Origin of the sequence: Streptomyces sp. NBC_01460 (genome assembly GCF_036227405.1) — a bacterium.
GTDB lineage: Bacteria > Actinomycetota > Actinomycetes > Streptomycetales > Streptomycetaceae > Streptomyces.
This window is the reverse complement of the sequence record NZ_CP109473.1, coordinates 4,378,411-4,400,932: the sequence shown is the minus strand read 5'-3', so window position 1 is coordinate 4,400,932 and position 22,522 is coordinate 4,378,411. Positions and strand designations below refer to the sequence as shown.

Annotated in this window: 24 protein-coding genes and 1 tRNA gene; 21 read left to right on the top strand and 4 right to left on the bottom strand. The window is 71.2% G+C overall.

Annotation, left to right across the window (positions count from 1 at the left end; translation table 11 throughout):
* The first annotated feature begins 141 nt into the window (after nucleotides 1-141).
* From OG488_RS19615 to OG488_RS19590, 6 genes are all read left to right on the top strand, one after another.
* The gene (locus OG488_RS19615; protein ID WP_329230967.1) at nucleotides 142-552 is read left to right on the top strand and encodes a YciI family protein; all 411 of its coding nucleotides are present in this window, start codon (nucleotides 142-144) and stop codon (nucleotides 550-552) included.
* A 22-nt stretch (nucleotides 553-574) separates the two neighbouring features.
* The gene (locus OG488_RS19610) at nucleotides 575-1,831 is read left to right on the top strand and encodes an RNA polymerase sigma factor (protein WP_329230966.1); all 1,257 of its coding nucleotides are present in this window, start codon (nucleotides 575-577) and stop codon (nucleotides 1,829-1,831) included.
* A gap of 63 nt (nucleotides 1,832-1,894) precedes the next feature.
* The gene (locus tag OG488_RS19605; RefSeq protein ID WP_329238822.1) at nucleotides 1,895-2,506 is read left to right on the top strand and encodes an HhH-GPD-type base excision DNA repair protein; all 612 of its coding nucleotides are present in this window, start codon (nucleotides 1,895-1,897) and stop codon (nucleotides 2,504-2,506) included.
* Nucleotides 2,507-2,733: 227 nt separating this feature from the next.
* The gene (locus OG488_RS19600; protein ID WP_329230965.1) at nucleotides 2,734-4,257 is read left to right on the top strand and encodes a M28 family metallopeptidase; all 1,524 of its coding nucleotides are present in this window, start codon (nucleotides 2,734-2,736) and stop codon (nucleotides 4,255-4,257) included.
* 237 nt (nucleotides 4,258-4,494) lie between these two features.
* Nucleotides 4,495-4,791: a type II toxin-antitoxin system VapB family antitoxin gene (locus OG488_RS19595; RefSeq protein WP_014155093.1), complete on the top strand. Its 297-nt coding sequence runs from the start codon at nucleotides 4,495-4,497 to the stop codon at nucleotides 4,789-4,791.
* A gap of 141 nt (nucleotides 4,792-4,932) precedes the next feature.
* Nucleotides 4,933-5,529, top strand: a complete 597-nt coding sequence (locus OG488_RS19590) for a LytR C-terminal domain-containing protein (protein WP_329238820.1) — start codon at nucleotides 4,933-4,935, stop codon at nucleotides 5,527-5,529.
* A gap of 57 nt (nucleotides 5,530-5,586) precedes the next feature.
* Here the strand turns inward: OG488_RS19590 and upp are convergent, their stop codons facing one another.
* Entirely contained in the window at nucleotides 5,587-6,222 is a 636-nt protein-coding gene (gene upp, locus OG488_RS19585; RefSeq protein ID WP_073750868.1) for a uracil phosphoribosyltransferase, read from the bottom strand.
* Nucleotides 6,223-6,337: 115 nt separating this feature from the next.
* Here upp and OG488_RS19580 point away from each other — a divergent pair, with 115 nt between their 5' ends.
* The 10 genes from OG488_RS19580 (at nucleotide 6,338) to OG488_RS19535 (ending at nucleotide 13,628) form a co-directional block, all read left to right on the top strand.
* The gene (locus OG488_RS19580; protein WP_329230963.1) at nucleotides 6,338-6,574 is read left to right on the top strand and encodes a hypothetical protein; all 237 of its coding nucleotides are present in this window, start codon (nucleotides 6,338-6,340) and stop codon (nucleotides 6,572-6,574) included.
* A gap of 217 nt (nucleotides 6,575-6,791) precedes the next feature.
* Nucleotides 6,792-7,367: a tRNA adenosine deaminase-associated protein gene (locus OG488_RS19575; RefSeq protein ID WP_329238818.1), complete on the top strand. Its 576-nt coding sequence runs from the start codon at nucleotides 6,792-6,794 to the stop codon at nucleotides 7,365-7,367.
* A gap of 81 nt (nucleotides 7,368-7,448) precedes the next feature.
* Complete coding sequence (gene tadA / locus OG488_RS19570; RefSeq protein WP_329238815.1) at nucleotides 7,449-7,877, top strand: tRNA adenosine(34) deaminase TadA; 429 nt, start codon at nucleotides 7,449-7,451, stop codon at nucleotides 7,875-7,877.
* A 78-nt stretch (nucleotides 7,878-7,955) separates the two neighbouring features.
* Nucleotides 7,956-8,043, top strand: a tRNA-Ser gene (locus tag OG488_RS19565).
* Between the two features lie 219 nt (nucleotides 8,044-8,262).
* Nucleotides 8,263-8,910, top strand: a complete 648-nt coding sequence (locus OG488_RS19560) for a TetR family transcriptional regulator (protein ID WP_329230962.1) — start codon at nucleotides 8,263-8,265, stop codon at nucleotides 8,908-8,910.
* 113 nt (nucleotides 8,911-9,023) lie between these two features.
* Nucleotides 9,024-10,631: an MDR family MFS transporter gene (locus OG488_RS19555; protein ID WP_329238812.1), complete on the top strand. Its 1,608-nt coding sequence runs from the start codon at nucleotides 9,024-9,026 to the stop codon at nucleotides 10,629-10,631.
* A gap of 355 nt (nucleotides 10,632-10,986) precedes the next feature.
* Nucleotides 10,987-11,181, top strand: coding sequence for a hypothetical protein (locus tag OG488_RS19550; protein WP_329239330.1), 195 nt, complete (start codon nucleotides 10,987-10,989; stop codon nucleotides 11,179-11,181).
* An 8-nt stretch (nucleotides 11,182-11,189) separates the two neighbouring features.
* A complete protein-coding gene (locus tag OG488_RS19545; protein ID WP_329230960.1) occupies nucleotides 11,190-11,483 on the top strand; it encodes a Dabb family protein in 294 nt (97 codons plus the stop codon).
* 186 nt (nucleotides 11,484-11,669) lie between these two features.
* Complete coding sequence (locus OG488_RS19540; protein WP_329230959.1) at nucleotides 11,670-12,527, top strand: RNA polymerase sigma factor SigF; 858 nt, start codon at nucleotides 11,670-11,672, stop codon at nucleotides 12,525-12,527.
* A 234-nt stretch (nucleotides 12,528-12,761) separates the two neighbouring features.
* Entirely contained in the window at nucleotides 12,762-13,628 is an 867-nt protein-coding gene (locus OG488_RS19535) for an RNA polymerase sigma factor SigF (RefSeq protein WP_329230957.1), read from the top strand.
* A gap of 299 nt (nucleotides 13,629-13,927) precedes the next feature.
* Here the strand turns inward: OG488_RS19535 and OG488_RS19530 are convergent, their stop codons facing one another.
* Nucleotides 13,928-14,143: a hypothetical protein gene (locus tag OG488_RS19530; protein WP_329230956.1), complete on the bottom strand. Its 216-nt coding sequence runs from the start codon at nucleotides 14,141-14,143 to the stop codon at nucleotides 13,928-13,930.
* A gap of 326 nt (nucleotides 14,144-14,469) precedes the next feature.
* On the opposite strand from OG488_RS19530, the gene OG488_RS19525 reads away from it, so the two are divergent.
* The 5 genes from OG488_RS19525 (at nucleotide 14,470) to OG488_RS19505 (ending at nucleotide 20,035) form a co-directional block, all read left to right on the top strand.
* The gene (locus OG488_RS19525; protein WP_329230954.1) at nucleotides 14,470-14,982 is read left to right on the top strand and encodes a MarR family winged helix-turn-helix transcriptional regulator; all 513 of its coding nucleotides are present in this window, start codon (nucleotides 14,470-14,472) and stop codon (nucleotides 14,980-14,982) included.
* Between the two features lie 23 nt (nucleotides 14,983-15,005).
* A complete protein-coding gene (locus OG488_RS19520; protein WP_329230952.1) occupies nucleotides 15,006-17,489 on the top strand; it encodes an MFS transporter in 2,484 nt (827 codons plus the stop codon).
* Between the two features lie 183 nt (nucleotides 17,490-17,672).
* Nucleotides 17,673-18,491: a YceI family protein gene (locus tag OG488_RS19515; protein ID WP_329230951.1), complete on the top strand. Its 819-nt coding sequence runs from the start codon at nucleotides 17,673-17,675 to the stop codon at nucleotides 18,489-18,491.
* A gap of 117 nt (nucleotides 18,492-18,608) precedes the next feature.
* A complete protein-coding gene (locus OG488_RS19510; RefSeq protein ID WP_329230950.1) occupies nucleotides 18,609-19,079 on the top strand; it encodes a PPOX class F420-dependent oxidoreductase in 471 nt (156 codons plus the stop codon).
* A gap of 8 nt (nucleotides 19,080-19,087) precedes the next feature.
* A complete protein-coding gene (locus tag OG488_RS19505) occupies nucleotides 19,088-20,035 on the top strand; it encodes an NAD(P)-dependent oxidoreductase (RefSeq protein WP_329230948.1) in 948 nt (315 codons plus the stop codon).
* 56 nt (nucleotides 20,036-20,091) lie between these two features.
* Here the strand turns inward: OG488_RS19505 and OG488_RS19500 are convergent, their stop codons facing one another.
* Nucleotides 20,092-20,865 (bottom strand): TetR/AcrR family transcriptional regulator, encoded by a 774-nt coding sequence (locus tag OG488_RS19500; RefSeq protein ID WP_329230947.1) that lies wholly within the window; start codon nucleotides 20,863-20,865, stop codon nucleotides 20,092-20,094.
* An 80-nt stretch (nucleotides 20,866-20,945) separates the two neighbouring features.
* Nucleotides 20,946-22,445 carry an MFS transporter gene (locus tag OG488_RS19495; RefSeq protein WP_329230945.1) on the bottom strand — a complete coding sequence of 500 codons (1,500 nt, stop codon included), beginning with the start codon at nucleotides 22,443-22,445 and terminating at the stop codon, nucleotides 20,946-20,948.
* Between the last annotated feature and the right edge of the window lie 77 nt (nucleotides 22,446-22,522).

Sequence of the window (22,522 nt, the reverse complement as noted above, 5' to 3'; positions counted from 1 at the left end):
ACGGGGAGCGTTTCCGGGCCCGCGCGGCGGAGTGATCCCGGAAAACCTCCCGCGTGGTGTCGAGAACCGGTCGCGGGCTCCGACGTCCCCTGTGAGAGTTGCCCACAAGGGGCGGCTACCGAGAAGCCGAGGAGCGACACCATGAAGTACCTCGTGATGGTTCAGGGCTCGCAGGCCGACTACGAGGCCATGAGCGGCAGGGGTTCGGCTCAGAGCCCCGCGTGGAGTGAGAAGGACGTCCAGGCGATGTTCGCCTTCATGGAAGGGATCAACAACGACCTGGCCGAGTCCGGCGAGATGGTCGAGGGCCAGGGCCTGACCGAACCCGCCAGGACCCGCTCGGTGCTGCCGGGCGCGGACGGCCGGCCGGTGATCACGGACGGCCCCTACGGGGAGACCAAGGAGCAGCTCGCCGGGTACTGGGTGCTCGACTGCGCGAGCCTCGACAGGGTCACCGAGATCGCCGCGCGCATCCAGGCGTGTCCGCAGCCGGAGGGCGCGCCCGTCTACCCGGTACTGATCCGTCCGATCGACGACGGCGCCCCCGCGTAGGACGCCCACCGGGAGGAACCGTGTGAACGACACGCCGGCCGGCATCGAGGACCTGCTGCGCCACCACGCGCCGCAGGTCCTCGGCGCGCTCGTACGCCGCTACGGCCACTTCGACACGGCGGAGGACTCCGTGCAGGAGGCGCTGCTCGCCGCGTCCCAGCAGTGGCCGGCCGAAGGGCTGCCGGACAATCCGCGCGGCTGGCTCATCCGGACCGCGTCCAGGCGGCTGACGGACCAGCTCCGCGGGGACAGCGCACGGCAGCGGCGCGAGGCGAGGGCCGCCGCGCTCACCCCGCGCGACGCCTTCACCGCCCCGCCGCCCGGCGAGAGCCGCGCACCGTCCGCCGACGACACGCTCACCCTGCTCTTCCTCTGCTGCCACCCCGTGCTCTCCCCCGCCGCCCAGGTCGCACTGACGCTGCGCGCCGTCGGCGGCCTGACGACGGCCGAGATCGCCCGCGCCCATCTGGTGCCCGAGGCGACGATGGCGCAGAGGATCAGCCGGGCCAAGCAGAAGGTGCGGGGTGTGCCGTTCCGGCAGCCCGGCCCCGCCGACCGCGACCAGCGTCTCGGCGCGGTGCTCCAGGTGCTCTACCTGATCTTCAACGAGGGGTACACCGCGACGTCGGGCAGCGCTCTGCACCGCGCCGACCTGGCCCGGGAGGCGGTCCGGCTGACCCGTGCCGTCCGCGGCCTGCTGCCCCGGGACGGGCGGGTGACCGGCCTGCTGGCCCTGATGGTGCTCACCGAGGCCCGTAGCGGGGCACGCACCGGACCGCACGGCGAGCTGATCCCGCTCGACGAGCAGGACCGCACCCGCTGGGACCGGGCGGCCGTCGACGAGGGCACGGCCCTGGTGGAGGAGGCCCTCTCCCAGGGGCCGGCGGGGGCGTACCAGCTGCAGGCGGCGATCGCCGCGCTGCACGACGAGGCGGCCCGTGCCGAGGACACCGACTGGCCCCAGATCCTGGCCCTGTACGACCTCCTCGTGCACCGGACCCCGGAGCCGATGGCGGAGCTGGGCAGGGCGGTGGCCCTCGCCATGGTGCAGGGCCCCCGGGCCGGGCTGTCCGCGGTCGCGGCCCTGGAGGACGGGCTGGCGGGACACCACCGGCTGGACGCCGTGCGGGCCCATCTGCTGGAGAGGGCGGGGGACCACGAGGCGGCACGCGCCGCCTATCAGCGGGCGGCGGGCCGCACGCTCAGCGCACCCGAGGCCCGTTACCTGCGGATGCGGGCATCCCGGCTGCTGCCGCCGGCCGGTGGGAGCCCCGGGTAGGAGGCCACCGCCGCGGTGGTGACCGAGTCGCCGATCCCGGTCACCCTCGCGATCATCGAATACATGACCACGAGCGACAGCGGCAAGGCCCGCACCGTACGGATCGCCCAGGAACCCGACGCGGACGCGCTGCTGGGCCGCAGTCCGCTGGCCGCCCTCGTCGGCATGCTGCTGGACCAGCAGGTGCCGATGGAGTGGGCGTTCACCGGGCCGCTCACGCTGGCGCGGCGCATGGGCGAGGACGATCTCGACGCCCGGGAGATCGCCGCGTACGACCCCGAGGCCTTCACGGAGCTGTTCACCGCGAAACCCGCCCTTCACCGGTACCCGGGCTCCATGGCCAAGCGGGTGCAGCAGCTCTGCCAGTTCCTGGTGGCGGAGTACGACGGGCGGGCGGAAGGGGTCTGGGCGGACGCCGCCACGGGGGCCGAGCTGCTGGAACGGCTCAACGCCCTGCCCGGTTTCGGGACCCAGAAGGCCCAGATCTTCCTCGCTCTGCTGGGCAAGCAGTTCGGCGTACGTCCGACGGGCTGGCGGGAGGCCGCCGGGGCCTACGGCGAGGACGGCTCGCACCGGTCGGTGGCGGACATCACCGGTCCCGACTCGCTCGCCGAGGTGCGGGCCTTCAAGCAGCAGGCGAAGGCGGCGGCCAAGGCGGCGGGCCGCTCCACGTGACCGCGAGCGGCAGGGCGCCCGGGCGCGGAGCAGTCCGTCAGGCCGGCCCGGGACGGCGTCCGGTCCGCGCGCCCGCCCCCGTACCCGTACCCGTACCTGTACGGAACCAGCCACACGCCGGGTCAGGAACGGCCGCACCTGTTCACAGACACCGGCCGGATCGCTAGCTTCCCCCCACATCCGTTCACACCGGAAGGACTCCTGTGCACGCACACCGTCGCAGAGCCATGGCAGCCGTGGCCGCCACCGCCTTGGCCGCACCGCTTCTCCTCGCCGCGTCCCCGGACCACGGACACGCGTCGCAGGACCCGGCCAGGGACGCCGCCAAGCTCTCCCGGCAGCTGGTCAAGAACTCCTCCGCCAAGGGTGCCTACCGGCATCTGGAGCGGTTCCAGGCCATAGCCGACGCGGCGGACGGACACCGCGCGGCCGGATCGCCCGGCCATGACGCCTCCGCCGCCTACGTCCACCGCCTCCTCCGGAAGGCCGGATACCGGGTCGGCTACCAGGCGTTCGACTTCCTCTACACCGAGACCCTCGCCGAGAAGCTCGCCGTGGTCTCCCCCACCCCCCGGGACATCTCGATCCGGGCGATGACGTACACCGCCTCCACCGCCGAGGGCGGCATCACGGCGGCTCTCGTCGCCGTCCCCGTCGACGACACCACCGGCTGCGAGGCGGCCGACTACGCCTCGGCCGCGTACACCGGCAGGATCGCCCTCATCAAGCGGGGCGGCTGCTCCTTCGCGGAGAAGCAGGCGGCGGCCGCGGTGGCGGGCGCCACCGGGGCGGTGATCTACAACAACACCGACGGGGCCCTCTCCGGAACCCTCGGAGATGCCGCCGCGGGAAAGATCCCCACCGGCGGACTCACCCGGGACGAGGGCGAGAAGCTGGTCGCGGACCTGGCGAAAGGGGAGGTGAAGGTCTCCTTCGAGATCCGCGAGTTCCAGGAGGAGCGCACCACCCACAACGTCGTGGCCGAGACGCCCGGCGGCAACGCGGCGAAGACGGTCATGCTCGGCGCGCACCTCGACTCGGTCACCGACGGCCCCGGCATCAACGACAACGCGTCCGGCTCGGCCGGACTCCTCGAAGTCGCCCTGGAACTGGCCGAGTCCCACCGGACGCCCGCCAACAAGGTGCGATTCGCCTGGTGGTCGGCGGAGGAGAACGGGCTGCTGGGCTCGGAGGCATACGTCGCGAAGCTCTCCGAGGCACAGCGCGCGAAGATCGCGCTCTACCTCAACTTCGACATGATCGCCTCCCCGAACGGCGCGCAGTTCGTCTTCGACGGCGACGACTCCGACGGCACCGGAGCGGGCCCCGGCCCCGAGGGCTCCGCCCAGCTGGAGCATGACATCAACGCGTTCCTGGACAGCGAGGACAAGCCGCACACCGGCACGGACTTCACCGGACGCTCCGACTACGGCCCGTTCATCGAGGTCGGCATCCCGTCCGGCGGCACCGACACCGGCGCCGAGGGCATCAAGACGGCCGAGCAGGCCGAGACGTACGGCGGCAAGGCCGGCCTCGCGTACGACCCCTGCTACCACGCGGCCTGCGACGACCTCGACAACGTCGACCTGAAGCACTTCGACACCAACATCGACGTGATCGCCCACGCCGTGGGCACCTACGCGCACGACCTGAGCTCCCTGAGCCGCCCGGTACCGGCCACCTCGGCCTCCGGCGCGGCCAGGGACAGCGGCGGGTTGCGCGAGGGCCACGCGCACGGCGTCACCCGCTGACACACGTCCGCACTCCGCGGGCGGGGACCACGCCCCGTCCGCGGGGAGCGACGCACCCGGGCTTCACCGAGCCGTCACCGCGCGGCCACTCGTGCGTCCACCGGGGCAGCGACACAAACATGCACCACAAACAAGACAGACCGAGCGGCGTTTCATCCCGTTGTGCGGTCTTTTGAACGGTTTCCCGGTCGTGTTCCGTGGCTGCGCCCGGAGGCCCTTGCCCGGTAGGCTTTCCGTGTGATCTTCAAGCGCATCGGAAATGGGCGGCCATACCCCGACCACGGCCGGGAAAGCACCCGACAGTGGGCGGATGTCGCGCCGCGTCCGGTCCGCCTCGACCAGCTCGTGACCACCAAGGGCCAGCTGGACCTGGAGACCCTGCTCGCCGAGGACTCCACGTTCTACGGCGACCTCTTCGCCCACGTCGTGAAGTGGCAGGGCGACCTCTACCTCGAGGACGGGCTCCACCGCGCCGTGCGCGCCGCCCTGCAGCAGCGCCAGGTGCTGCACGCGCGCGTGCTCGAGATGGGCTGAACGCGCCACACCCACCCGTGGAGCATTTCGGGCCTTTCGAGTGCTTTTATGCACGTTCGGGTGCCATAGGTTGATCGTTTAGTAGGCATCATCACCAGGTCGCACTACGCTGCGCCCATGAGCATGCTCACCCCTCCCGGCATGGGCGGAAAGTACCGCATCACGGGTAACACCTACCCCCGCATGCGCCGCCCCCGCAATCGCCGCAAGCTGGTGCTCTCGGCGGCCGCCGCCGTGGTGGCCCTCGGCCTGGCCGGTTGGGGCACGCTCCAGCTCATCGACGTCTTCACCGGCGGCGACAAGCAGGCCAACGCCGCGGACCGCCCGAAGGCCTGCCCCTCCCCGAGCGCCTCGGCGCCCGCGAAGGCGCTCCCGAAGCCGGCCACCATCAAGGTCAACATCTACAACGCGACGCCCCGCAGCGGGCTCGCCAAGGCCGCGGCCGACGAGCTCAAGAAGCGCGGCTTCGCGATCGGCAAGGTGGACAACGCCCCGGCCGCCTACGACAAGAAGGTGCCCGGCACCGGGATGCTGCTCGGCGGCCCGACCGCCATGAACGGTTCGTTCCCCGTGCTCGCCACGCAGCTGCCGGGGGCGGCGCAGAAGACCGACACCCGCAGGACCGCGGACGTCGATCTGATCATCGGCACGAAGTTCAAGGCGTTCAGCACCCCCGCGGCCGCCGCGTCGGCGCTCACGGCGCTGACGAAGCCGGCCCCGGCACCGTCCTCCTGCTGAGGCGGCCGGGGCACTCGTACTACGGCAGGTCCCGGCCGGGAGGCCGGGGCGGCCAGGTCAGTCGACGGTGCCGTACATCCGGTCACCGGCGTCGCCGAGCCCCGGCACGATGTAGCCGTTCTCGTTGAGCCGCTCGTCGACCGAGGCCGTGACGACCGTGACCGGCGTCCCCGCCAGTTCGCGCTCCATCACCTCGACGCCCTCGGGCGCCGCCAGCAGCACGACCGCGGTGACATCGTCCGCACCGCGCTTGATCAGCTCCCGGATGGCCGCGACGAGCGTGCCGCCGGTGGCCAGCATCGGGTCCAGGACATAGACCTGACGGCCGGAGAGGTCCTCGGGCATCCGCGTCGCGTACGTCTCCGCCTGGAGCGTCTCCTCGTTGCGGATCATGCCCAGGAAGCCGACCTCGGCGGTCGGGAGCAGCCGCACCATGCCGTCCAGCATGCCGAGGCCGGCGCGCAGGATCGGGACGACCAGGGGACGCGGATGCGACAGCTTCACCCCGGTCGTGGGCGTCACCGGGGTCTCGATGTCGACCTGCTCGGTCCGCACATCCCTGGTGGCCTCGTACGCGAGGAGGGTGACCAGCTCGTCGGCGAGCCGCCGGAAGGTCGGGGAGTCGGTGCGCTTGTCGCGCAGCGTGGTGAGTTTGTGCGCCACCAGCGGGTGGTCGACGACGTGGATCCGCATGCCGTCAACAGTAACCGGGCCCCGGACCGGGTTCCCGCCGGTCCGCACTGGCATCAAGCACCTGTTCGGGGGGAAGGTGGGGGCATACGGACCCGGGCTTGGGGTGGTGTGTCGATTGCGCGACGGGGAGCAGCGGGATCAACGGCGGGCAGGACGCGACGCGCGCGACCTGCCCGAGGCTCAGGAGAACGTGCCGGACGCGCAGGAGAGTGACGCGGCACGCCGGAGGCGCAGGGCGCAGTTCCTCCGTGAGCTCCACGAGGCGAAGCAGTTGCGCGACCGGGTCCAGCCGCGCCGGGCCCGCGCGGCCCGTATGCGCCAACAGATGCGGATGCGTACGTTCCGCTGGTGAGGCCGTCAGCCGGAGGCCGCTCGGCGGCCCCGTGGGGCGCGGGTGAACACCGTCAGCCGGCACCCGCTCCAGGAACTGATGGCCGACGCAACGGTCGAAGAGGTCTCGCATCGCGCTCGTTTCTGCCACGATGCCGATTGGGCGGGACCCAGAGCAGCCGGATGACCGTCTGCCCTCCCGTCGGACCGATTCACCTATGACCAGTGGGAGAGTCACGGTGTACTTCGCCGCACTGCTCGCTCGCACCGAAGACGGGTGGGAAGCGAGCGATACAGAGCTCGACGATGTGGAAACCCTGTCCGACCTGACGGATCTGGCCCGTGAGGCCTCGGTGGACGAGGACACGGTCCTCGTCTACATCGAGCAGGAGGACGCCTGGTTCGGCGTCGTCCGGGTGGACGGTGAGGAGGACCCCCGTATCTACGTCTCGGACGCGTCCGCCGCCGCCCGCTCCTCGTACGGGGAGATCCTGCTCACCGATGAACTGCTCGGCCGCGAACCGGGGGCCGAGGACGAGATCGCCGCACTCGAGGAGCTCGTCGACCTCGACGGTACGGAGGACGGCGAGCCGGACGAAGCCCAGGACAGCGGCGACGGCCGGGCCGGCCCCGCTGTCACCGAACCCGACCTGGAGGACGACCCCGACGCCGTACCGGCGGGGCCGCTGGGCGATCTCGGGGTCCTCGCCGACCTCGGGCTGTCCGAGAAGGACCTGCTGACCCTGCGCACCGACGCACTGGCGGAGATCGCGGACGCGCTGGGAGCGGCCGAGGTCCTGGAGGCCGTCCGTTAGGGTCCGCGGGTGAACGCACCACCACCCACTCCCCCCTCACCGCCTCCCCCCGATCCCGTACGGGACCCGTGGCAGGCATCCATGCGCCGCGCCCTGGACGAGGCGGCGCAGGCGGCGTCGGCCGGCGATGTGCCGGTCGGCGCCGTCGTCCTCGGCCCGGACGGCGCCCTGCTGGCCACGGGCCACAACGAGCGCGAGGCGACCGCCGACCCGACGGCGCACGCCGAGGTGCTGGCCCTGCGCCGGGCCGCCGAGGCCCTCGGCTCCTGGCGGCTGACCGGCTGCACGCTCGTGGTCACCCTGGAACCCTGCACGATGTGCGCGGGCGCGCTCGTCCAGTCCCGGATCGGCCGGGTGGTCTACGGGGCCCGGGACGAGAAGGCCGGCGCGGCCGGCTCGCTCTGGGACGTCGTGCGCGACCGCAGGCTCAACCACCGCCCCGAGGTGATCCACGGCGTCCTGGAGGACGCCTGCGCGGAGCTGCTGACCGCGTTCTTCCGCGGGCGCTGACCCGTCCCGTCGGACGCACCGGCAGGGCGCGGGGAATCGGATTTCGAACCAGGCCCGGCATGGTCTAAGCTCTCTCTCGGTAGCGTGTCCGAGCGGCCGAAGGAGCTCGCCTCGAAAGCGAGTGTGGCGTAACCCGTCACCGTGGGTTCAAATCCCACCGCTACCGCTGTGAATGAAGGGACCGACCCCGTTGCGGGTCGGTCCCTTCACTGCGTTCCGTCCCGGTCGGTCGTCCCGGGGTCGTCTCAGCCGGTCGTCCCGGCCCGGTCCGAGCGTCCTGGCACCGCTGGGCTCGCACGCGTGGACGCCCCGGCTGATGCGCAGGCCGCCGACGGCTCCGCTCCACCGGGTAAATAATTTTGCAGGATGTGCATCTTTGCCTACTATGCACGTTGTGCCGAAGACGACGACCTCCGCGCCCGGGCTGCGGGAGCGCAAGAAGCGGGCCACGCGCAGGGCCATCGCCGAGGCCGCCGTACGGCTGGCCGCCGAGCACGGCGTCGAGCACGTCACCGTCGAGGCCATCAGCGAGGCCGCCGGTGTCTCACCCAGGACGTTCTTCAACTACTTCCCCAGCCACGACGACGCGTTCGTCCTGGTCGACGACGAGGTGGGCGAACGGATCAGGGAGTCCGTGCGCAGCGCCCCCGCCGACCTGCCGCCGCTCGACGTCGTACGCGACGCCCTCGTCACCGAGCTCGACGGGTTCGAGAGCCGTCAGGAGCTGTGGGCCCTCCAGTCCAAGGTGCTCCAGCGCTCGCCACACCTCATCCACCGCGGCCTCCAGGCGCACATGGCGGACGAACGGGCGCTCGCCGTCGCCCTCACCGACCGGCTCCACGGCCCGGGGCCGGACACGGAAGAGGCCCCCGGCACCGCCCTCTTCGCGCGGCTCCTCGCCGCCGTCACCCTGACCGCCCTGCGGGTCGCCCTCGAGCACTGGTGCGACCACCCCGGCGAGACCGCGCTCGCGGACGCCTTCCACGAGGTCTTCACCCAGCTGGCCCAGGGCCTCCCGCGCCCCACCGAGTAGCGGGCCCGGCCCGCACCGGCCGCCGCTCCGCACACCACCGACCCCGTTCTGCTCCCGTACCGAAGAAGGACACCGTGACCGCTACCGAGGCGCCCGGGCAGGCGCCCTCCTCCATGTCCAACCGCCAGATACTCCAGGCGATGTCCGGCCTGATGGCGGGCATGTTCGTCGCCATCCTCGCGGGCACGGTCGTCGCCAACGCCCTGCCGCGGATCATCGCCGACCTCGGCGCGAGCCAGTCCTCGTACACCTGGGTCGTGACCTCCGAGCTGCTCGCCATGACGGCCACCGTGCCGCTGTGGGGCAAGCTCGCCGACCTCTTCAACCAGAAGCTGCTGCTCCAGCTGTCGCTCGGCCTGTTCGTCGTCGGCTCCCTGGTGGCCGGCTTCTCCCAGGACGTCGTCACCCTGATCATCAGCCGGGTCATCCAGGGCGTCGGCGCCGGTGGCCTCACCGCGCTGGCCCAGATCGTGATGGCCGCGATCATCCCGCCGCGCCGGCTCGGCAAGTACGCGGGCATCTTCGGCGCGGTCTTCGCCGTGGGCACGGTCGCGGGTCCGCTGATCGGCGGTGTCCTCGTGGACACCTCGTGGCTCGGCTGGCGCTGGTGCTTCTTCATCGGTGTGCCGTTCGCGCTGGCCGGGATCGTGCTGCTCCAGCGCACCCTGAAGCTCCCGACGGTCCGCCGCCAGGTCAGGATCGACTGGCTGGGCGCCTTCCTGATCGTGGCGGGCGTCTGCGCGCTGCTGATCTGGACGTCGCTCGCGGGCAACAGCTTCGACTGGGCCTCCTGGCAGACGGCCGCCCTGGTGACCGGCGGCGTGGTGCTGCTGGCCGCGGCCGTCCTCGTCGAGTCCAGGGCCGCCGAGCCGATCATCCCGCTGGGCATCTTCCGTAACCGCACGGTGTCGCTCACGACCCTGGCGAGCTTCTTCGTCGGTATCGCGATGTTCGCCGGGACCGTGTTCCTTTCCCAGTACTTCCAGATCTCGCTGGGCAAGTCCCCGACCGTCGCAGGGCTCATGAGCCTCCCGCTGATCGGCGGCCTGCTGGTCTCCTCGACCATCGCCGGGCAGATCATCTCCGCGACCGGCAAGTGGAAGATCTACCTCGTCTCGGGCGCCGTCGTCATGACCGCGGGCCTCGGTCTGCTCTCGACCATCGACGCCGACACCCACTTCGGTCTGCTCAGCGTGTACATGGCCTTCATGGGGATCGGCGTCGGCATGCTGATGCAGAACCTCGTGCTCGCCGCGCAGAACGACGTGCCCGCTCACGAGCTGGGCGCCGCGACCTCCGTGCTCTCCTTCTTCCGCAGCCTCGGCGGCACCGTCGGCACCAGCGTGCTCGGCGCGATCCTCGCCAACCGGGTGGCCGACGAGATGGCCAAGGGCCTCGCGGAGAACGGCATCCCGGTGGCGGGCGGCGGCCACGGCAGCGCCGTGCCCGACATGACCACGCTGCCCGAGCCGATGAAGAACATCGTCGAGCACGCCTACGGCGTCGCGACCGGCGACCTCTTCCTCATCGCCACCCCGTTCGCCTTCCTCGGTCTGCTCGCGGTGCTCTTCATCAAGGAGAAGCCCCTCAAGACGACGAGCGGCATGGAGCGCCTGGCCGCGGAGGACGCGGCGGCCGTCACCGTGCCGGCGCCCCGGGACGGCTCGGCCCCGGGCGCCCAGGACGCCGCCCCCGGCGCGGTCGGCCTCCGGAAGGACTGACCCGCGGGAGGACGCACGAAGGGCCCGGCGCGATGCGCCGGGCCCTTCGGACGTCAGGTCGGGGGAAGCGGCATCGGGGGGACAAGCCGCTTCCCCCGGTGAGAACGGGGACCGTAGGTCCTCGCCGCGGTCGGGGGGAGTCACGCGGTGGGGACCTCGTGCAGGTCCCGTTCCTCGGCCCGCGCATTCCTGAGGGTGCGGCGGGCTCACCCCCCATCCTCCTCCTCGACGTAAGCCGCAGCCGCCGACAAAGGGCCCGAATCGACGGGTCCTTCGGCCCTAAAAGCCGCCCGAGTGATCGGAAACGGCCAGCGGATACGGCCATACGTGCGGCTAGAATCACCCGACTGCACAGGTGATCGAAGGGGAGAGGCGGGGGCTGGCCGTGGTGCAAGCGAGGAAGATCGCGCTCTACATGATTGTGGTCTTCGTGCTGTACACGATCATCACCTCGCCCGAGCGGGCAGCCGATCTCGTCCAAGTAGGGTTCGAAGGTATTTCGAGCGCCGCGCAGGGCGTCGGAGACTTCATGTCCGAGCTCGTGAAGTAGGAGAACCCATGATCCGCCACCTGGTCCTGTTCAAGCTGAACGACGGCGTCGAGCGGGACGATCCGCGGGTCGTCGCCGGTGCGGAGGCCTTCCGGGAGCTCGGCGGGAAGATCCCCGAGCTGGAGTTCTGGGAGTGCGCCTGGAACATCACCGACCGGCCGATCGCCTACGACTTCGCCATCAACTCGGCGGTCGCCGACGAGGACGCGCTCAAGCGGTACGTCGAGCACCCCGAGCACCAGGCCGCGGCCGGGCAGTGGCGTGAGTTCGCCACTTGGGTGATCGCCGACTACCCCTTCTGATCCTTTCGGCCCCCTGGTCCCACCGGCCCCTCCCCTACAGGAGAGGGGCTTTTCGGCATGTTTAAACCAAAACGCCCTCAACACGACTCCATGCGGTGCTTGCACACAGTGGACATGTCTTGTGATGCTATGACCGCTTTTGACGGATGAGTTGACCGTAGTTGACCGCAAAGGGGTGGCGACACCGTGCCGGCCAGTACAGCGCCTCAAGTCCCGCCCCAGAACGTCCAGACGGACGACATCCAGACCGAGACCCCCGATCCGAGCACGCCCGCCAGGACCCGGGGCGCGGACACCAGGGCACTGACCCAGGTGCTGTTCGGACGGCTCAAGGACCTCGAACCGGGCACCTCCGAGCACCACGCGGTGCGTACCGCGCTGATCGAGGCGAACCTGCCGCTCGTGCGCTATGCGGCGGCCAGGTTCCGCAGCCGCAACGAGCCGATGGAGGACGTCGTCCAGGTCGGCACCATCGGCCTGATCAACGCCATCGACCGCTTCGACCCGGAACGCGGCGTCCAGTTCCCCACGTTCGCCATGCCCACCGTGGTCGGCGAGATCAAGCGCTACTTCCGGGACAACGTCCGGACCGTGCACGTACCGCGGCGGCTGCACGAGCTCTGGGTCCAGGTCACCGGCGCCACCGAGGACCTGACGACCGCTCACGGCCGCTCACCGACCACCGCCGAGATCGCCGAGCGCCTGAAGATCTCCGAGGACGAGGTCCTCGCCTGCATCGAGGCGGGCCGCTCGTACCACGCGACCTCGCTGGAGGCGGCGCAGGAGGGCGACGGCCTGCCCGGGCTCCTGGACCGGCTCGGCTACGAGGACCCGGCCCTGGCCGGCGTCGAACACCGGGACCTCGTCCGGCACCTGCTCGTGCAGCTCCCCGAGCGCGAGCAGCGGATCCTCCTGCTGCGCTACTACAACAACCTGACGCAGTCGCAGATCAGCGCGGAACTGGGTGTCTCCCAGATGCACGTGTCAAGGCTTCTGGCCAGAAGTTTCGCCCGACTGAGGTCCGCAAACAGGATCGAGGCGTAACCAGAACGGGTAGACCCCGGGAGGACGGAATCCGGGGGCGCAAAAGCCCCACACCCCCAGTTTCCTGCGCAGTTTCCACGCTTACTTGTCGACATGTCACTACAGCGTGTTGCCGACATGTGACATTCTGCTGGAACCGCGTTTGCCGCAGCCCTACCTCCGGTATTCAGGTGGAGGCTGCGTTCCTCCGATGGTCGTGGCCACCGCGACCGTCCGCGACCTCAAGGGGGTGGCATGTCCACAGAACAGGGCAGCTCGAAGGTGCTCACGCTCACGAAGAGCGTGCCGGCACCTGCCGTGCTCACCAGCTCGCCGGAAGCCATCGACACCCGCACGCTGTCCCGCTCCCTGTTCCTGCGGCTCGCCGCGCTGGGCCCCGCATCGGGCCCCGACGGAACGGACAGCCCGGAGCGGGCCTATGTGCGGGACACACTCATCGAGCTCAACCTCCCGCTCGTGCGGTACGCGGCGGCGCGGTTCCGGAGCCGTAACGAACCCATGGAGGACATCGTCCAGGTCGGGACGATCGGCCTGATCAAGGCGATCGACCGCTTCGACTGCGAACGGGGCGTGGAATTCCCCACGTTCGCGATGCCGACCGTCGTGGGGGAGATCAAGCGCTTCTTCCGCGACACCTCGTGGTCGGTCCGGGTGCCGCGCCGCCTCCAGGAGCTGCGGCTCGCCCTCACGAAGACCAGCGACGAGCTCGCCCAGAAGCTCGACCGCTCGCCGACGGTGCCGGAGCTGGCCAAGGCGCTCGGGGTCTCCGAGGAGGACGTGGTCGACGGCCTCGCCGTGGGCAACGCCTACACGGCCTCCTCGCTGGACTCGCCCTCCCCCGAGGACGACGGCGGCGAGGGCTCGCTGGCGGACCGTCTGGGGTACGAGGACACGGCACTGGAAGGCGTCGAGTACCGCGAGTCCCTGAAGCCGCTGCTGGCCAAGCTCGCCCCGCGCGAGCGGCAGATCATCATGCTGCGCTTCTTCGCCAACATGACCCAGTCGCAGATCGGCGAGGAGGTCGGCATCTCGCAGATGCACGTCTCGCGCCTGCTGACCCGGACGCTCACCCAGCTCAGGGAGGGGCTCATCGCCGACTGACCCCCTGCGGGTCCGTCCGGAACGGCTCCCGAAGCCGCCGGGGCACGATCACCGCCCCGGCGGCTTCGCCGTGCCCGGGCCTCCCCGCCCGGCCGGCGCGGCGATCCTGGAACGCATCCCCGTGCAGCAGGAGGGGTGGTCGTGGAACGCGGCGGGAGAACGCAGACGCTCCCGCGCCGACGGGCGGAGCGGGAGCGGTACGGAAAGAGGCGGCGCGCACGCTCACGTGGGCGCCTCGCGGGCCCTGAGCCCCCCGGAGAGGGGCGGCGGGCCTGCGGTGAAGGGGACGGGGGGTCCGGTCAGCCGAGCGCGAGCCAGGCGACCGCGCCGAGGACGACGATGACCGCGACGACGGCCACGATCACTCCGGTCCTCGGGCCGGACGAGGTCGCTGCGGGCTGCGGCCTGCGCTGCGGCTCGCCCTCGTCGACAAACGCGCGGAACATCTGCGTGCTGCCCGCCGGGTCGTGAGTGCCCTCGGGGCCCGGCTGCGGGGCGTGGGGGTTGTGTGCCATGGCCCAGGACCCTAGCGAACGCAGGCCTTCCGCCCAACCCCCGGGGCCCCGGGGGCCGATGCCCGTTCCCGGTGCGCACGGCCTCTTCACCCGCCCGCCCGGGCGCCGCGCACCGCCTCCACGGCCCCCACCAGGGGACTCCGTGTGTGGCGAGGGACACATCCGGCGCGGCCCGCCCCCTGTGCGCTGCACGCTTGACCCGGCCCCTACGCAGGCTTTTGCGTTCCTTTACTTCTGCAAGCCCGCTTTCGTTTGCCTGTGGCAACCAACTGCTTCTATCGTTGCCCTAAGCAACAAGATGACCTCGCGAGACGTCTGGAGGGTCGGTGGCAGCACGGAGCCAGTACGAAGAACTGGCCCGGCAGCTCAGCGCCGTCGGAGCCGTCAAGCGGGGCCTCGCCCGCATCCTGCCCGCCGAGTGTCCCGGTGGCTCGGCCACCGTGCTGACGCTGCTGGCCAAGTACGGGGAGATGCGGATCTCCCGACTCGCCGAGCTCCTGGCCGTGAACATGTCGGTGACCAGCAGACATGTGACCCACGCGGTGGAGAACGGCTGGATCGAACGGTCCTCGGACCCGACGGACAAGCGGTCCCGCATCCTGCGGCTGACCCCCGCCGGCGCCGACATGATCGACGAACTGGGCCGACGGACGACGGAAATGTTCGCCGACCACCTCGACGACTGGTCCGACGAAGAAGTCGGGCAGCTCAACTCGTTGTTGTCCCGGCTGCGCGACAGCTTCTCCTGCCGCGGCCCCGGAGGATGCGCCCCCGGACGGCACAGCGGCGACTGCCGCACCGGGCACCCCGACGATGTGCACACCCGTACACCCGTGTAACAGAAGCAAAGAGAAGGAATTCAATGGCTACGACCACACCACCCGGTGTGCGGGGCGGCCACGCCAAGCACGGGGCTGCAGAAGCCCCCGCCGGCACGCCGATGACACACCGGCAGATCATGGAAGCGCTGACCGGGCTGCTGCTCGGCATGTTCGTCGCGATTCTGTCGTCGACGGTCGTCTCCAACGCCCTGCCCGAGATCATCTCCGACCTCGGTGGCGGCCAGAGCGCCTACACCTGGGTCGTGACGGCCTCACTGCTGGCCATGACCGCCACCACCCCGCTGTGGGGCAAGCTCGCCGACCTGTTCAGCAAGAAGCTGCTGGTCCAGATCGCGCTGGTCATCTACGTGGGCGGCTCCATAGTCGCCGGCCTGTCGACCAGCAGCGGCATGCTCATCGCCTGCCGTGTGGTGCAGGGCATCGGCGTCGGCGGCCTCTCGGCCCTCGCCCAGATCGTGATGGCCGCGATGATCGCCCCGCGCGAGCGCGGGCGCTACAGCGGCTACCTCGGCGCGGTCTTCGCCGTCGCCACCGTCGGCGGCCCGCTCCTCGGCGGAGTCATCACCGACACCAGCTGGATGGGCTGGCGCTGGTGCTTCTACGTGGGTGTGCCGTTCGCGATCATCGCCCTGATCGTGCTGCAGAAGACCCTGAAGCTCCCCGTGGTCAAGCGCGAGGGCGTCAAGGTCGACTGGTCCGGCGCGTTCCTCATCAGCGCCGCGGTCTCGCTGCTGCTGCTCTGGGTCACCTTCGCAGGTGACAAGTACGACTGGATCTCCTGGCAGACCTGGACGATGCTCGGCGGAACCGTCGTCCTGGCCGCGCTGTTCCTGTTCGTCGAGACGAAGGCCCGCGAGCCGATCATCCCGCTGCGCCTCTTCCGTAACCGCACCATCACGCTGGCCTCCGCGGCCTCGCTGTTCGTCGGTATCGGCATGTTCGCGGGCACCGTCTTCTTCAGCCAGTACTTCCAGCTGGCGCGGGACAAGTCGCCGACCATGTCCGGCGTCATGACCATCCCGATGATCGCCGGTCTCTTCCTGTCCTCGACCGTGTCGGGCCAGATCATCACCAAGACGGGCCGCTGGAAGGCCTGGCTCGTCACCGGTGGCTTCCTGCTCACCGCGGGCCTCGGCCTGCTGGGCACCATCCGGTACGACACCGAGTACTGGCACATCGCGATCTTCATGTTCGTCATGGGCCTCGGCATCGGCATGATGATGCAGAACCTGGTGCTCGCCACGCAGAACCAGGTGGCTCCCGCCGACCTCGGCGCGGCCAGCTCCGTCGTCACCTTCTTCCGTTCCCTCGGTGGTGCCATCGGCGTCTCGGCGCTCGGTGCCGTCCTGGGCAACCGCGTCACCCACTACGTCAAGGACGGCCTCGCCGACCTCGGCCCCCAGGGTGCGGCGTTCGGCCACGGCGGAACCGGTGGCGGGGGCATCCCCGACCTGGACGCGCTCCCCGCGCCGCTCCGTACGGTCATGGAGGTCGCCTACGGCCACGGTGTCGGCGACGTCTTCCTCTACGCCGCGCCCGCCGCGCTGGTCGCGTTCCTCCTGACGATCTTCATCAAGGAGGTCGCCCTGAAGACCAGGTCGGGCAACGACACCTCCTCCCCGGAGGCGGCCCCCACGACGGAGTCCGTCGAGGCCACCACCGGTGCCGCGCCGGTCGCCGAGGCCACCTCGGTCGACACCCTGGAGCAGACGGCTGCCACGAAGGAGCTGACCATGCAGGGAACGCCCGTACGCGGTGTGGTGCGGGGCGCCGAGGGCGCACCCGTCGCCCGCGCCGCCGTCACGCTGATCTCGCTGGGCGGCCGGCAGCTGGGGCGCTCCGTCGCCCAGGCCGACGGCGGCTACGTCCTGGACGCGCCGGGCTCCGGCAGCTACGTCCTGATCGCGTCCGCCGACGGCTTCCAGCCGCAGGCGTCCACCGTGGTCGTCGGCGACGAGCCGCTGGCCTACGACATCCTGCTCGCCGGTACGAGCGGTCTCTCCGGGACCGTGCGGACCTCCGAGGGCGGCACCCCCGTCCAGGGCGCCATGGTCGTCGTGACCGATGTGCGCGGCGACGTACTGGCCACGGGCGTGTCGAGCGACGCGGGCGAGTTCACCTTCGGTGAGCTCATCCCCGGCTCGGTGACCGTCGCCGTCACGGCTGCGGGCTTCCGTCCGCTTGCGCTGCCGGTGGAGGTCGGCGGCCAGGGTGTCACCCGGGTCGACGTCGCCCTGCGCTCCGGCGCGCTGGTGCGGGGTGTCGTCAGGGCCGGCTCCGGCCGGGCCCCGCTGAACGACGCCCGCGTCACGCTGATCGACGCGGCCGGCAACGTGGTCGCCACGTCGACCACCGGCGACGACGGTGTGTACGCCTTCACCGACCTGGACGCCGGTGACTACTCCGTGATCGCGACCGGCTACCCGCCGGTGGCCGGTTCGCTGACCGTGAGCGGCGGCGGAGTCGACGGTCACGACATCGAGCTCGCCCACCCGGGCGAGTAGACACACCGGAAGATCCACAAAGACCCCTGGCGGAACAGCACTTCGAGCGGAGAGGCTGTGGCGCCGGCGGAAATGGGCCCCGTGGCGGGAACGGCAGGCAGGGGACGGCCTGCCGATCCCGCCCGGGGCCCGACTCATTGAGTCGCTGCTTCACGAGTGATTTGAGCAAGGAGAGAACACGGGATGGGACTTCGCGCACAGGTACGCACGCGGGACGGCTGGGCGGTCCAGCACGCGGTCGTCACGGTGACCGACATGACGGGCACCCAGGTGCTCCGCGCCGCCGCCGACGAGAACGGGGCCGTCCGCACCGACGATCTCCTGCAGGCCGGCGCGTACACGGTGATCGTCACGGCGGTGGGTTACGCCCCCGCCGCCTCCACCGCGCTCGTCACGGCCAGCGGCCGGGTCGAGGCCGGGACCGTGGTGCTGGCCCGCCAGGGAGGCGTGGAACTGCCACCCCCGGGCACCTGGTCGCTGGACCCGGTGCACTCCTCCGTGGCCGCGGTCGCCCAGCACCTGGGGATCTCCAGCGTGCACGGCCGGTTCACCGAGTTCGGCGGCCGCATCGAGATCGCCGAGAACGTACAGCACTCCCGGGTGGAGGCCTACATCTCCTCCGGCAGCATCGACACGGGCAACTCCATGCGCGACAAGCACCTGCGCTCGGCGGACTTCCTGGACGTGGAGACGTACCCGGAGCTCACCTACCGGTCCCGCGCGCTGACCCCGGCCGGACCCGACCGCTGGACGGTGCACGGCGTGCTCACGATGCACGGCATCGCGCGCGACGTCGATCTGGACCTCAGCTACCTGGGCACCGGACCGGACCCGTGGGGCGGGGTGCGGGCGGCCTTCAACGCCACCGCCGAGCTGCGCCGCGACGACTTCGCCATGAACTACAACCAGGTGCTGCAGGCGGGCATCTCCGCGATCGGCACGACCCTGCGCGTGGAGCTCGACATCCAGGCGGTCCAGGGCGACTCCCTCCCGACGGGCTAGCACCGGCCCGGGCCCTGTCCGCGATGTCCGGCCCGGCACACGGTGCCGGCACGCGGCGCCCCGCACATGCCGCGGGCGTACGGCGGAACGTCGCGGACACGGCCTAGGGTTGGCCGTATGGCACCCAACATCGCGACCAACACCGCCGTGGACCTCGGGGAACTGCTCGACTTCGTACGGCCGAGGCACCGGGCGATCCTGCTGACCACCCGGTCCGACGGCCGCCCGCAGGGCTCCCCGCTCACCTGCGGTGTCGACGACGCGGGGCGGATCGTCGTCTCGACCTACCCCGAACGCGCGAAGACCCGTAACGCCAAGCGGGACGAGCGGGTGAGCGTGATCGTCCTGTCGGACGACTGGAACGGCCCGTGGGTCCAGGTCGACGGGTCGGCCGAGGTGATCGACTCCCCGGATTCGGTCGAGCCCCTCGTCGAGTACTTCCGCACCATCTCCGGGGAGCACCCGGACTGGGACGAGTACCGGGAGGCGATGACCAGGCAGGGGAAGTCCATCATCCGGATCACCCCGGAGCGCTGGAGCCCGGTCGCGACCGGGGGCTTCCCCGCCCACCTGGCCGGGGGCAGCTGAGCGTACCGATGACACCGCCCCGCCAGGACCCGCTCGCGCGGGCCCGACTGCTGACCTCCCCCTCCATGAGCCCCGCCGTGGTGCGTGAGCTGGAACGGATCGCCGGACGACCGGCCGGACCCGTGTACGCCACCGCGCCCGACGGTCCCTTCGTGTACGTGGGGGACGTGCTTCCCGAAGGGCTGCGGAGCCCGCGGCTGCTGTGGTTCCACAGCGTCAACGCCGGGACGGACGCGCTGCTCGCCGCCGGGCCCTGGCCCGAGGGGGCCCTGCTGACGCGGACCGTGGGGCGGATGGGCGAGCGCATCGCCCAGTACACGCTGGCCTGGGTGCTCGCCGAGTGCCAGTCCGTCCCGGAGCACTCCGCCCAGCACGCCAGGGCGGAGTGGCGGCGGCTCCCGTCCGAGCTCGTCGCCGGGCGTACCGCCGTCGTCCACGGCACCGGGCGCATCGGCTCCGCCGTCGCCGGTCTGCTGCGCGCCTGTTCCGTGCGCACGGTGGGCGTGGGCCGCACGCCCCGCGAGGTGCCCGAGGGCTTCGACCGGGTGGTCGTCTCCGGCTCCGAGGACGAGGCGGCCGCGCTGGCGGACGCCCGCTGGGTGGTCTCCGCCCTGCCGCTCACCGGTGCCACGGAGCGCTTCTTCGACGCCTCCCGGTTCACCGCGATGCGGGGCGCCACCTTCATCAACGTGGGCCGCGGCGCGACGGTGGACCTGCCGGCCCTGGAGGCGGCGCTGCGCGGCGGGACCGTGCGCCGGGCCGTCCTCGACGTCCTTCCCGACGAGCCCGCCGGGCCCGACGCCCCCGCCTGGCGGCTGCCGCGCACGGTGATCACCTCGCACTCGGCCGGGATCACGGCCGACGAGGACGTCGTCGCCGACTTCGAGGCCTGCTGGGAGGCGGTCACCGAGGGACGTACGCCCGCGCTGGCCGTGGACACCCGGCGCGGATACTGAGGGCGGGCGGGCCGTCCTACTGAGGGCTGGCCGACCCGCAGGGGTGGCGGGCCGTTCTACGGGTGGCGCGCCGCCCGTTCGCACGTCGCCTCGATGCCCGCGATCAGGAGGTCCAGCGCGAACGTGAAGTCCCGCTCGCGCATCTCCTCCACCGTCGCCCCGCCGCGCGCTTCCATGAGGCTCTCCGAGGGCCGCATGGCCTCGTGGATCTCCGGGTCCGCGCGGATCGTTCCCATCGCCCGCTCGAAGTACTCGTCCTGGGTGAGCCCGGCCTCCACCGTGCGCTGCACGAAGTGCCCCTCGGTGGTGCCGAATCCGTAGACGAACTGGAAGACCGCCGCCATCGCGCCCGTCTGCCGCTCCAGGGGCAGACCGGTGGCCCGGACGACGTCCTGGACGGCGTACGAGAACAGCATCGAGTGCGGGCCGATGTTCAGGAAGCTGCCGACGAGGGCCGACACCCAGGGGTGCCGGACGAACATCTTCCGGTAACTGGTGGCCAGTTCACGCAGGCGGTCGCGCCAGTCGAGGTCCTCCGCCGTCGCCGGGATCTCGCCGAAGACGGTGTCCAGGGCGAGCTCCAGCAGGTCGTCCTTGGTGTCGACGTACCAGTAGAGGGACATCGCCGTGACGTCGAGCTCGGCGGCGAGGCGGCGCATGGAGAACTTCGCGAGGCCGTCGGCGTCCAGCAGCCGGACGCTCGCCGCCGTGATCCTGTCCCGGTCGAGGCCGGTCGGCTGCTCCGCCTTGCGGGTGCGTGAGGGTGTCCGCCGGTCCAGCCAGACGCTGACCCGCGAAGGGCTGTTCCCACGGTCTGCCGCGGATCCCATGGCGCACGCTCCTTGTCTCGCGGTGGCACTCCTGCGTACCGGCACCCCTGCCACGATGCTATGCCCGTCGTCCGGGGAGCTCAGTCCGCTTCCGCGCGCTCCGCCCTCCGCAGCAGGCCCGCGGCCAGCAGCCCGCCCGCCAGGACCGCCGCGGCCCCCACGAGTTGGCTGGTCTCCAGACCGGAGGCGAAGGCGTCCGTGATGCGCTCCCGCTCCGCCGGGCCGTCCGCCGAGGCGAGCACGACGGGGAGCGAGGCCGCGCCGACCGCTCCCGGCACGAGTGCGGCGAACCGCGAGTTGAGCACGGCGCCGAGCACGGCGACCCCGAGCCCGTTGCCGAACTCGGCGAGCGTGCCGTTCACTCCGGCGCCCACCCCCGCCTTCTCGCGCGGGATGGAGCTCATGATCGCGTTGGCCATGGCGGGCATGGCGAGCGCGACGCCCGCCCCCATGACGACCAGGCCGAGCAGCATGCCGCCGTAGTCCCGCCCGCCCAGCAGCGCGATCGCAGCGAGCCCGGCGGCCAGCAGGGACATCCCGGCGCCGATGACGGCGGGCGTCCCCAGCTTCCCGACGAGCCGGGCGCCGAGCCCGGTGAGGTTCAGGGCGACGACGGTGAGGGCGAGCGGGGCGGTGCGCAGCCCGGCCACCAGCGGCTCGTAGCCCAGCACGAACTGCAGGTGCTGGGTGAGCAGGAAGAGGGAGCCCGTCATCCCGAAGGCGACGAGGATCGCGCCGGCCACCGCGCCGGTGAACCGCTGGTTGCGGAAGAAGTGCATGTCCAGCATCGGGTACGGGACATGGAGCTCCCACAGGACGAATCCGGCGAGGACGGCGATCCCCGCGAAGGCGGCCAGCAGGACCGGGCCGGAGCCCCAGCCGTGTTCGGGCCCGGAGATGATCGCGTACACGACGCCCGCCATACCCAGGGTCGAGAGCAGCGCCCCGACCAGGTCGGGGCGGTCACCGCTCGGGTTCCTGGACTCCGGTACGAGCCGGACGACCGCGATCAGGCCGAGGACCGCCACGGGGATGTTGATCAGGAAGATCGCGCCCCACCAGAAGTGGTCGAGCATGGCCCCGCCGAGCAGCGGACCCGCCGCGAAGCCCAGGGAATTGACGGTCGACCAGATCCCGATGGCCTTGACGCGTTCGGTGTCGTCGAAGATCTGGACGACGACGGAGAGGGTGGTCGTGATCAGCAGCGCGCCGCCGACGCCCATCCCCGCACGGGCGGCGATCAGCTGCCCGGAGGACTGCGCGAGTCCGGCCGCCAGCGAACCGACACCGAACACGAGAAGGCCCGCGACCAGCATCTTCTTGCGGCCGTAGCGGTCGGAGGCGCTTCCGGCGGTGAGCAGGAGACCGGACTGGACGAGCGAGTAGGCGTTGATCATCCACTGCACATCGGCCGTGGAGGCGTTCAGCTCGGTGGTGAGGGAGGGGATCGCGACGTTCAGGACGGTGTTGTCGAGCAGCACCGTGAGCTGGGCGAGACAGATGACTCCGAGGATCAGCCAGCGCCGCGCATGGCCGTCCCGGGGGGTGAGGTCGTTCTGTTCGGCGGCGGTCGCCGTCATGCGGACTCCTGGTTCCGGTGCAGCTGTACGGTGTATGGCCAGTGCTTCGCCATACACCGTAAGGCACTTCCTGTACG

Excerpts from the sequence above, each read along its gene's own strand:
- OG488_RS19615 (WP_329230967.1), top strand. The coding sequence starts at position 142 with ATGAAGTACCTCGTGATGGTTCAGGGCTCGCAGGCCGACTACGAGGCC.
- OG488_RS19605 (WP_329238822.1), top strand. The coding sequence starts at position 1,895 with ATGACCACGAGCGACAGCGGCAAGGCCCGCACCGTACGGATCGCCCAG.
- OG488_RS19600 (WP_329230965.1), top strand. The coding sequence starts at position 2,734 with ATGGCAGCCGTGGCCGCCACCGCCTTGGCCGCACCGCTTCTCCTCGCC.
- OG488_RS19590 (WP_329238820.1), top strand. The coding sequence starts at position 4,933 with ATGGGCGGAAAGTACCGCATCACGGGTAACACCTACCCCCGCATGCGC.
- upp (WP_073750868.1), bottom strand. The coding sequence starts at position 6,222 with ATGCGGATCCACGTCGTCGACCACCCGCTGGTGGCGCACAAACTCACC.
- tadA (WP_329238815.1), top strand. The coding sequence starts at position 7,449 with ATGCGCCGCGCCCTGGACGAGGCGGCGCAGGCGGCGTCGGCCGGCGAT.
- OG488_RS19560 (WP_329230962.1), top strand. The coding sequence starts at position 8,263 with ATGCACGTTGTGCCGAAGACGACGACCTCCGCGCCCGGGCTGCGGGAG.
- OG488_RS19555 (WP_329238812.1), top strand. The coding sequence starts at position 9,024 with ATGTCCAACCGCCAGATACTCCAGGCGATGTCCGGCCTGATGGCGGGC.
- OG488_RS19545 (WP_329230960.1), top strand. The coding sequence starts at position 11,190 with ATGATCCGCCACCTGGTCCTGTTCAAGCTGAACGACGGCGTCGAGCGG.
- OG488_RS19535 (WP_329230957.1), top strand. The coding sequence starts at position 12,762 with ATGTCCACAGAACAGGGCAGCTCGAAGGTGCTCACGCTCACGAAGAGC.
- OG488_RS19530 (WP_329230956.1), bottom strand. The coding sequence starts at position 14,143 with ATGGCACACAACCCCCACGCCCCGCAGCCGGGCCCCGAGGGCACTCAC.
- OG488_RS19520 (WP_329230952.1), top strand. The coding sequence starts at position 15,006 with ATGGCTACGACCACACCACCCGGTGTGCGGGGCGGCCACGCCAAGCAC.
- OG488_RS19515 (WP_329230951.1), top strand. The coding sequence starts at position 17,673 with ATGGGACTTCGCGCACAGGTACGCACGCGGGACGGCTGGGCGGTCCAG.
- OG488_RS19510 (WP_329230950.1), top strand. The coding sequence starts at position 18,609 with ATGGCACCCAACATCGCGACCAACACCGCCGTGGACCTCGGGGAACTG.
- OG488_RS19505 (WP_329230948.1), top strand. The coding sequence starts at position 19,088 with ATGACACCGCCCCGCCAGGACCCGCTCGCGCGGGCCCGACTGCTGACC.
- OG488_RS19500 (WP_329230947.1), bottom strand. The coding sequence starts at position 20,865 with ATGGGATCCGCGGCAGACCGTGGGAACAGCCCTTCGCGGGTCAGCGTC.
- OG488_RS19495 (WP_329230945.1), bottom strand. The coding sequence starts at position 22,445 with ATGACGGCGACCGCCGCCGAACAGAACGACCTCACCCCCCGGGACGGC.